The organism is Neoroseomonas rubea (genome assembly GCF_016106015.1).
In the GTDB taxonomy this organism is placed as follows: Bacteria; Pseudomonadota; Alphaproteobacteria; order Acetobacterales; family Acetobacteraceae; genus Neoroseomonas; species Neoroseomonas rubea.
The window spans coordinates 1-8,972 of the sequence record NZ_JACADQ010000155.1 but is presented as its reverse complement, the minus strand read 5'-3'; the positions used below and the strand labels follow the sequence as shown (position 1 = coordinate 8,972).

Sequence of the window (8,972 nt, the reverse complement as noted above, 5' to 3'; positions counted from 1 at the left end):
GCCTCCTGTGCCTGGCGCTCGGCCGCTGCGGCCGCGGCGCGGCGCTCCGCGACGACGCGCTCGGCGGTCTGCGCTTCCTCCCGCAGCCCGGCGATGCGGCGCTGCTCGGCCTCGGCGGTCTGGCGCAGCTCGGCCAGACGCTGCTCGGCCTGCGTCACATTCGCGCGCAATTCCGCGCTGCGCTGCTGCAGGCCGCGCAGCTCGGCCGCCGTCTGGTCGCGCGACGCGGTCAGCCGCGCCACCTCCCCATCGAGCGAGGTCACCGCCTGCCGCCGCGCCGTCGCCTCGGCCTCGGCGCGCGTCACCGCGTCGCGGGCGGAAGCGAGTCGCGTCTCGGTCTCCCGCAGCCGGCCTTCCTGCGCCGTCTGCTGCGCGCGGATATCGGCAAGCCGGCGTTCCTCCGCCCCGGCGCGGGTGTTGAGCTCGGCAAGCCGCCGTTCGGTCGCGGCGGCCTCGGCGCGCAGCGCCTCCCCGCGCCGCTGTTCCTCGCCCGCGCGGGCGCCCAGGCTGGCCACGCGCCCTTCCGCGGCACTCGCCTCCGCCCGCAGCGCGGTCAGGCGGCGTTCCTCGGCGTTGGTCTGGTCGCGCAGGCCGGCCAGGCGCCGTTCCGATTCGGCGGCCGCTGCGCGGCGGCTCTCGACCACGGACTGGGTCTGCGCGCTGTCCTGCTGGAGCGCGGCGAGGCGCCGTTCCTCCTCCGCCACCCGGCGGGCGAGCTGCGCGGCTTCCTCCTCCGCCGTCGAGCGGCCGGACCGCGCGGTGCCGAGATCCGCCCGCGCGCGCACCAGCTGCCGCTCGATCGCGACGAGGTCGCCGCGGGCGCGGCGCTCGGCGGCCAGCGTGCGTTCCAGCTCGGCCACCTGGGTCGTCAGCTCGCGCGTCCGCAACTGGGCGGCGCCGAGGTCGCGTTCCAGCCCCGCCACACGTTGCTGCTCCATGCCCGTGGGGCCACAGGCAGGAAGTATGGCGACGGTCGCGAGAAGGGCGAGGCGGGCGAGGCGCGGCATCATTAACGTCTCCCGGCAGCAGCGCCTTGGGGGAAAGGCGGCGCTGGATGCCCATGCGAAGGTGGCGGGCAAGGGGGTCGCGAGTCCACCCCCCACCGGTTGCATCGCGAAGGGATGCGCGCCCCCGCGCTACAGGCGCTTGGCCGCCGCGACGGCGGCCGCGGAGCCGCTCCCCACCACCCAGGCCCAGGCGCGCAGCAGCGGGCCGTAGGATGGACCCTCGCCGGCCTCCCGCGCCTCGTCGCGATGATGGACCTCCTCCTCCCGGCATTTTTCCAGCAGCGCGTGGATCTCGGGCAGGATGCCTTCGCGTTCGAGTCGCTCGGTCTGGGCGCGGTAGTGGTGGTCCACGAAGGTCTCGACCGCGTCGACGGTGGCGAAGACGGCGCGCGGGCCGAACAGCGCGGGCAGCGCGCCGGTCAGCCAGCCGGCCACGCGCCAGATCGGCAGCAGGCGGCTGTGCTCGGAGGGCGGCAGCAGGTCGTTCAGCAGGTCGAGATGGCCCTGTTCCGTCTCCCGGTGGCGGGTGGCGAAGTCGCGCACCGCGGGATGGCGGCTGACGGCGAGGATGCCGTCATAGATGCGCACCGCGCCGGTCTCCCCGGCATGGTCGGATCGGAGTTCGGCGACCAGCCAGGCGGGCCAGGCGGCGGGGATCGTGTCGGCGGTGGTGCTGCTCATGGCAGCGCAGATGGCGCCGCGGCGGCCGCGGTCAATCCGGCCCCTGGTCCAGCCCGGCCCGCAGCGCGCCATCGGGGTCCGGCACCAGCCCCTCGCGCAGGAACAGGTCGAGTAGGACCAGGTTCACGTTGAACTTCACGCTGTCCGTCGCGCGCACCGCCTCGATGACGCGCGCGGCCGGCCAGAGCTCGAAGCGCTCGACCTCGTCGTCGCCGGGGCGGGGGATGACGCCCTCGGGGATGTCGAGGTCGTAGCAATGCAGCACGTCGCGCCGCAGCCCTTCCTCGTTGCGCATGACGTAGGAGACGCGGCCCGCGGGACGCGCGGCGGCGGCCAGGGTGGGCGGCAGGCAGGCTTCCTCGGCCGCTTCCTTCACGAGGCATTCCTCGGGCGAGAGCCCGGCCGGAATGCCGCCGGCGACGATGTTGTCGAGCTGCCCCGGCGCGACCGCCTTGTCGCGCGACCGCATGCCGACCCAGATGTGCAGCCCGTCGGCGCGGCGCACCAGGCCGTTCACGTGCACGCCCTGGGACATGATGCCGAAGGCGGGCAGCGCGCCGCGGTCGATGGCGGCCACCGCCGGCCCGGCGCTCGTCTCCCGCACGTCGAACAATTCGCGGCGGATGCGCAGGAAGCCGCCGGCGGCGAGCGCGGGGAGCGCATCGGCCAGCGCCTCGCTCCGCTGCCCGGGCGTGCGCAGCCGCGCCGCCAGCGCGACCCCCTCCGCATCGAAGTGGAAGTCGCGCGGGCGGAAGGTCAGCGCCTGGGCGAGGTCCGGCGAGACCCAGCCGACCTGCGCCGCGCCGACGCGGAAGGGGATCAGGCCCGCGGGGGAGGCGATGTTGTTGCAGGCTGCGATGTGGCGGGCGAAGGCGGGGTCCGGCATGGGGCGGGCTTAGGGCAATATCGGGCGGCGTGGAAACGCCGCATCGACGCTCGCGGCGCGGCGAAGGCGGGCGCGCGGCGCAGTCAGGCCGGTTCGCCTTCCACCGGCAGCGCGCCGCAGGCCCGCATGAAGACGAGCACGTCATGCGCGGCGCGCTTCACGCCGTCCGCATCCGTGCCCTTGGCGACCACCGCGACGCCGCCGCCGCCCGGCCGGTAATAGGGATAGGAGCCGATGTCGATCTCCGGGTAGCGGCCCTGGATGTCGGCGAGCCCGTCCGCGATGCGCCCTTCCATCAGACCGTTCGCGTGCACGGCGGCCGAGACGACCGGCGCGCCGCCCTTCAACGTCGGGGCCAGCGCCTCGAACATCGCCTGCATGATGCGCGGCACGCCGGCGAGCACATGGACGTTGCCGATGGTGAAGCCCGGCGCGATGGACACGACGTTGTCGATCAGCGCCGCGCCGCGCGGCATGGTCGCCATGCGCTGGCGGGCGGCGTTGAAGTCGCCGGGCGGGTCCTGGCGGGCGTAGTGCGTCTCGAGCCGCCGCCAGGCTTCCGGGTGCGGTTCCCAGGGCAGGCCAAAGGCCTCGGCGACGCATTCGCTGGTGATGTCGTCATGCGTCGGGCCGATGCCGCCGGTGGTGAAGACGTGGTCGAAGCTGGCCCGCACCTCGTTGACCGTGGCGACGATGGTGGCGCGGATATCGGGGATGATGCGTGCTTCCTTCAGCGGAATCCCGATCTCGCCGAGGCGCGTCGCCAGGAATTTCAGGTTGGCGTCCTGGGTGCGGCCCGAGAGCACCTCGTTGCCGATGATCAGCAGGCAGGCGGTCGGGTTGCGCATGACGAATCCTCCGGCGGCGAGGATAGGCGGTTGGTGCGACGACGGAAAAGGCTGAACGCGCCGCCGATGGTGTGGCCGACCCGAAAAGCCGCGGCGCGGCGCCCGCGACAGGCGGACAGCAAAAACAGATCGAGGCGCAGCCTCGATCCGCGAGCGCGAAGCACGACCGCGCCCGGACCGTCAGTCCTTCCAGGCGCAACAGGTCACGGCGCGAAAGCCAAGTCGCCGCAGGGCGGCGCCGGCGATTGAGGTCAACAAACACTCCGCGCCGGCGCGTGAGGCATCACAAAAAGTCCCGCAACAACGCCACCAGCGGCACATCCGCCGGCGGCATCGCGTAGTCCGCCAGGCGCTGCGGACGAACCCAGGCCAGCGCCTGGCCTTCCAGCGCCGTCACCTGCCCCTGCCAGCGGCGGCAGAGGAAGAGCGGCATCAGAAGGTGGAACGACTCATAGCCGTGCGAGGCGAAGGCGAAGGGGGCGAGGCAGGCCTCGGTCACGTCGATGCCGAGTTCCTCCTTCAATTCGCGGATCAGCGCGCGCTCCGGCGTCTCCCCCGGCCGCACCTTGCCGCCGGGGAATTCCCACAGCCCCGCCAGCGGCTTGCCCTCCGGCCGGCGCGCCAGCAGCACGCGGTTGTCAGGGTCGATCAGCCCGACCGCGGCGACCAGCAGGATCGGCTTGCCGCCTTCCACCGGCGCCTCGGCCGGCGCGGGCACCGATGCGGATGCCGACGGGGCGATGTCGGCGCGCCCCGCCTCGAACAGCAGCACCGGCATCGCGCTCCCGCGGGAGAGGAAGTCGCGCTCCCCCTCCCCCACCGCGCGGAAGCCGATGCGCCGCAGCACGGCGGCGGAGCGGGCATTGTCGGTCAGCGCGCTCGCCGTCAGCCGGTCGATGGCGAGGTTCGCGAGCGCCCAGCGCGCAAGCCGCCCCGCCGCTTCCGGCGCGATCCCCTGCCCCCAGTGACGCCGCCCGACCCAGTAGCCGAGCTCCGCGCTGCGCGCCGCGCGGTCGAGCGTCAGCCCGACGCAGCCGAGCAGCGCGCCGCCATCCTCCTCCGCCCGCGCGATCGCAAGGTGATAGGCCTCGCCCACCGCCAGGCGCTCGGCGGTGGAGCCGATCCATTCGTCGGCGAGCTCGCGTGGATAGGGGAAGGGCACGCGCGCCAGCGTCTTCGCCACCTCCCAGTCATTCACCAGGCGGTGCAGTTCGGCGGCGTCCTCGGCGCGCAGCGGGCGCAGCAGGAAGCGGCCGGTCGGCAGCGGCGCGAAGGGCGGGATGGAGTCGGGCATGCGCCGGCCAGGAACGGCGAGCCGGCGCGCCGCGTCAAGGCTTGCGGGCGACCATCAGCACGAACATCGGCGCCGCGTCGCGCGGGAAGGGCAGCAGCGCCGCGGCGAGGCGCGCGGCCAGCGCGGCCGCGGCAAGCGAGGCATGCCAGCCGATGCGATGGGCGAAGAAGGGGCCCTCGGGGCGGGTCTTCACCGGCGCGAGCCGCCCCATCCAGTGGATCAGCGGCTGGGCGGCGACGGGCGGGAGGGCGCGGATCTCCTCCACCGCCCAGCCGCAGCGCGCGGCCAGCGCCGCCATCGCGCCCTCGCTCCACCAGGAGAGGTGATGCGGCGGCGCGTTGAGGACGAAGTTCGGGATCGCCGTCATGGCGGAAGGCCAGGTCGGCGCGCCCAGCATCACCAGCCCGCCCGGCCGCACGCAGCGCGCCATGTCGCGCGCCATCGCCACCGGGTCCGCGACATGCTCGATGACCTGGAAGGCGCAGGCGACATCATAGGCGCCGGCATGGCGCGCCGCGTGCGCCGCGAGCGATTCCGCGACGATGGTCGCGTCGCGCGACGGATAGGCGGCCGCGTTCGGATCGAGCCCGAGATAGCGCGCGCCGGGGATCAGCCGCGCGAAGGCGCCGGCGCCGGCGCCCACTTCCAGCACGGCGTCGCCGTCGCGGATGCGCGCGGCGGCGTACGGGTATTCGGCGCGGTCGCGCCCCGCCCGGCGCAGCCGCCCGTCGGCCTCGAGCCGCGCGTAGAGCGCGGCGTAGAAGGCGGCATCGCCTTCCGCCGCCGGCGCGAAGAAGACCAGCCCCGACGGCGCGCGCCAGAGCCCCGTACGCACCGGCGCGGGCGTCGGATCGACGCCGAAGGACCGCCGCCAGAGGCCGCGCAGGAGCCCTGCGGGGATCTCCTGCACGAGCGCCGCCTCGGCCCCGGTGATCGGGCAGGCGGCGGGCGGCATGCCTTCCCGCGGCGAGGCGCGGTTGGCACGGCCGCGCCACAGGGCCGGCATCACGCGGCGCCGCCGCGAGGCCTGCATCATGCGGAGGCGCCATGCGGATGGCGGCGCAGGACGCGGACGCGGTCGGGCCCTAGCACTTCGTATTCCACATGGCGCCAGCGGATGACCCGCGTGCGCGCGCTGGTCGCGAAGAGCAGCAGCACCAGCGGCGCGGTGAGCGGCACCGCGGCGCCGGCAAGCCATTGCGCCGCGCGCGCGACGCCGCCTTCGCGGATGCCGACGGCGCGCGTCACCCGGTCCTGCAGCAGCGCGCGGGCGAGGCCGATGGCGCAGGGCGGGAGGAGCCAGGCGAGCGCCGCCGCATCGCCCGCCAGCGCCATGACGAGCAGCGCGACCGCCGCGGCCTCCATCGCCAGCACCGCGCCCAGCAGCCACCAGAGCCGCGGCACATAGACGCGCACGATCTGCAATTGCCGGCGCTTGAACGCGATCGCCTCCCGGTCGCCGCCCTCGGGCGGGGTCGGCACCAGCACGGCGCGGCGCGTCAGCACGCGCAGGTGCAGCGCGCGGGCGCGGCGGCTGATGGCGCCGTCGGTCGAGAAGGTCCGCGCCAGCGCGCCTTCGAGGTTCATGCGCGCGATGGCGGCGCGGGAAAGGGCGACCGAGCCGCCCCAGACGAGGCCGGAGGCGACGAATCGCGGCCCGAGGGCGAGCGCGCGATCGAGCCAGGCGACGAGATGCCGCGCCGGCCCGGCGCCATCGAGTGCATGCCAGCGATAGCCCGTCACCACCTCCGCCGTGCCGTTCAGCGCAGGCGTGGCGAGCCAGGAGAGCCACTGGTCCTGGGGCAGGATGTCGGCGTCGAGCAGCACCAGGGCGTCGTCCTGGTCGTCGATGCGGCGCAGCCCGGCGATCAGGTTCGTCGCCTTCTGGCTGCGGGATTCATCGAGGCCGGCGACGACGATCTCGACCGGGAAGGGCAGCCTGGGGGCGAGTTCGCGCAGTTGCGCGAAGGCGGGGTCGGCTTCCGATTCGACGGCGGCGATCAGCCGGCGCGGGCGCAGCGTCTGTCGCGCCAACGCGGCCAGCAGCGGCGGCAGGCCATCGGTACGGCCGGTGACGGCGAGCAGCAGGGAGACGCGCCCTTCCGCCGCGACGGAGGGCGCGCGGAAATGGCGGAGGAACCAGACCACGCCCGCGAGCCAGGCGAGGCCGGCGAGAAGGGCGATGGTGCCGGGGACTGCGGCCGTCACGCGGCCGGCCCGCCACCAGTCTGTTGCGCGTCGATGGTCGCCTCCGGTAAGTTTCTATGTCGGAATGATCATGGAAACCCGAGAGGATCAAGGTTCATGCTGCGTGCGATGGTGCTGCTGGCCTGCGTTGCCCTCTTCCCGGCCTGTTCGACACTGTCGACGGGAACGAGCCAGGCGATCCTTGTCGCGACCGACCCGCCGGGGGCGCGCTGCGAGGTGCGCCGGCGCGGGGTAGTAATCGGCGTGGTCGAGCAGACCCCGGGCACGGTCGCGGTCGGGAAGTCGTCGGTCGACCTGGCCGTGGATTGCGCACGCCCCGGCTTCTATCCCGGCGCCGCGGCGATCGAGCGGCGCTTCAACCAGATGACCTACGCGAACTGGTATATCGGAGGCGCCATCGGCCTGCTCGTGGACGCTTCGACCGGGGCCTGGAACGACTACCCGCGAAGCGTGCGGATCCGCATGCAACCGCGGGAAACCGGTGGAAGCGCCAGCATCGCCGGCCCACAGCACTATGCGCAGCGCGCGGCGACGATCAACCTGCGCGCGCAGTCGCGCATCGAGGCCGAGAGACGGCGCTGCCTCCGCCGCGACAGCGCGCCGTGCATCGCGCGCATCGAGGCGATCGAGCAGGATCGCAACGTCGCGCTCGAGGCGCTGCACACGGAACAGCGCCTGCGCGAACCGCCGCAGGCGCCGCCCGTCTGATCAGGACCGATACGACCCGTTGATGTCGATGTACCCGTGGGTTAGGTCGCAGGTCCACACCGTGGCCTTCCCCTTGCCTAGGCCGATATCGACCGTGATCTCGACCTCCCGCCCCTTCATGTGGGCGACGACGGGCGTCTCGTCATAGCCGTCCACCACGCCGCCTTCCCTGGCCATCCAGGTGCCGCCGACGGCGATCGACAGCAGGTCGCGGTCGGCCGGCTCGCCGGACTTGCCGACGGCCATGACGATGCGGCCCCAGTTCGCGTCCTCCCCCGCGATCGCGGTCTTCACCAGCGGGGAATTGGCGATCGACATGGCGATGCGATGGGCGGACCGCGCCGTGGTTGCGCCGGTCACGTCGATGCGGATCAGCTTCTGTGCACCCTCCCCGTCCCGCGCAACCAGCAGGGCGAGGTCCATCAGCACCTCGTTCAGCGCGCGGGCGAAGTCCTTCAGCACCGCCCCGCCTTCGGCCGGCACGCGCGGATGCTTCGCCGCGCCCGTCGCGAACAGCATGACGGTGTCGGAGGTCGAGGTGTCGGAATCCACCGTGATGCAGTTGAAGGACCGGTCGCAGCCCTTCTTCAGCAGCGCCTGCAGCGCCGGGGCGGGGATCTTCGCGTCGGTGGCGAGGAAGGACAGCATCGTCGCCATGTCGGGGGCGATCATCCCCGACCCCTTGGCGATGCCGGCGATGGTCACCGTCGCATCCCCGATCCGCGCCGTGCGCACCGCCGCCTTGGGGAAGGTGTCGGTCGTCATGATGGCGCGCGCCGCAGGAGCGAATCCCGATTCCTGGACGGCGTCGAAGACCTTCGGCAGGGCGCCGACCAGCTTCTCGGTCGGCAGCCTCTCCCCGATCACGCCGGTCGAGGCGAGGAACACCTCGCGCGGCTTGCAGCCCAGGATGCGCGCCGCCTCGGCCGCGGTGCGCTCGCAGGTCTCGCGCCCAGCCTTGCCGGTGAACACGTTTGAATTGCCCGAGGTGACGACGAGGCCCCGCGCCTTGCCGCCCTTGAGCGCGGCGCGGGACCATTCGACCGGCGCGCCGGGGCAGCGATTCTTCGTGAACACGCCGGCCGCGGTGGTGCCGGCCGGGAAGGCCATCACCATCACATCCTCCCGCGCGCGGTAGCGGATCTCGGCCATGCCGGTCGCGACGCGCACGCCCGGGACAGGCGGCATCTCGGGCAGCGGCAAGGCGAGGGGCGAGACGGGATGGGCCTGGCCGGCCATGGGCGTGTCCTCTTGCTTGTGGGCGACGAAGGGGTCAGCGGCGAATCGGCGCGGCCCCCGGGCGGGCGGGGGCGGCCGGCGCGGGCGGCTCGGCCGCGTCG

9 protein-coding genes are annotated in these 8,972 nt (G+C 73.7%); 1 reads left to right on the top strand and 8 read right to left on the bottom strand.

The genetic code is table 11. The annotated features are described in order from the left end of the window. The 7 genes from HW577_RS14825 to HW577_RS14795 all read right to left on the bottom strand — a co-directional run. The coding region (locus HW577_RS14825) for a coiled-coil domain-containing protein (RefSeq protein ID WP_198376930.1) at positions 1 to 1,007 on the bottom strand (1,007 nt) is incomplete at its 3' end. A 129-nt stretch (positions 1,008 to 1,136) separates the two neighbouring features. Further along, entirely contained in the window at positions 1,137 to 1,688 is a 552-nt protein-coding gene (locus HW577_RS14820; protein ID WP_198376929.1) for a demethoxyubiquinone hydroxylase family protein, read from the bottom strand. A gap of 31 nt (positions 1,689 to 1,719) precedes the next feature. Next, positions 1,720 to 2,574, bottom strand: coding sequence for an NUDIX hydrolase (locus tag HW577_RS14815; RefSeq protein ID WP_198376928.1), 855 nt, complete (start codon positions 2,572 to 2,574; stop codon positions 1,720 to 1,722). Positions 2,575 to 2,657: 83 nt separating this feature from the next. Continuing rightward, positions 2,658 to 3,422, bottom strand: coding sequence for a competence/damage-inducible protein A (locus HW577_RS14810; RefSeq protein WP_198376927.1), 765 nt, complete (start codon positions 3,420 to 3,422; stop codon positions 2,658 to 2,660). Between the two features lie 283 nt (positions 3,423 to 3,705). Beyond that, positions 3,706 to 4,716 (bottom strand): bifunctional GNAT family N-acetyltransferase/(deoxy)nucleoside triphosphate pyrophosphohydrolase, encoded by a 1,011-nt coding sequence (locus HW577_RS14805; protein WP_198376926.1) that lies wholly within the window; start codon positions 4,714 to 4,716, stop codon positions 3,706 to 3,708. Positions 4,717 to 4,750: 34 nt separating this feature from the next. Then, positions 4,751 to 5,752, bottom strand: a complete 1,002-nt coding sequence (locus HW577_RS14800; RefSeq protein ID WP_198376925.1) for a class I SAM-dependent methyltransferase — start codon at positions 5,750 to 5,752, stop codon at positions 4,751 to 4,753. Continuing rightward, on the bottom strand, positions 5,749 to 6,924 hold the full coding sequence (locus HW577_RS14795) for a glycosyltransferase (RefSeq protein WP_198376924.1): 1,176 nt from the start codon (positions 6,922 to 6,924) through the stop codon (positions 5,749 to 5,751). Before HW577_RS14795 ends, HW577_RS14800 begins: the two co-directional genes overlap by 4 nt. Before the next feature lie 96 nt (positions 6,925 to 7,020). Between HW577_RS14795 and HW577_RS14790 the strand changes: the two genes are divergently transcribed. Further along, on the top strand, positions 7,021 to 7,632 hold the full coding sequence (locus HW577_RS14790) for a hypothetical protein (RefSeq protein ID WP_198376923.1): 612 nt from the start codon (positions 7,021 to 7,023) through the stop codon (positions 7,630 to 7,632). On the opposite strand, the gene argJ is transcribed toward HW577_RS14790, so the two are convergent. Continuing rightward, on the bottom strand, positions 7,633 to 8,871 hold the full coding sequence (argJ, locus tag HW577_RS14785; protein ID WP_198376922.1) for a bifunctional glutamate N-acetyltransferase/amino-acid acetyltransferase ArgJ: 1,239 nt from the start codon (positions 8,869 to 8,871) through the stop codon (positions 7,633 to 7,635). Between the last annotated feature and the right edge of the window lie 101 nt (positions 8,872 to 8,972).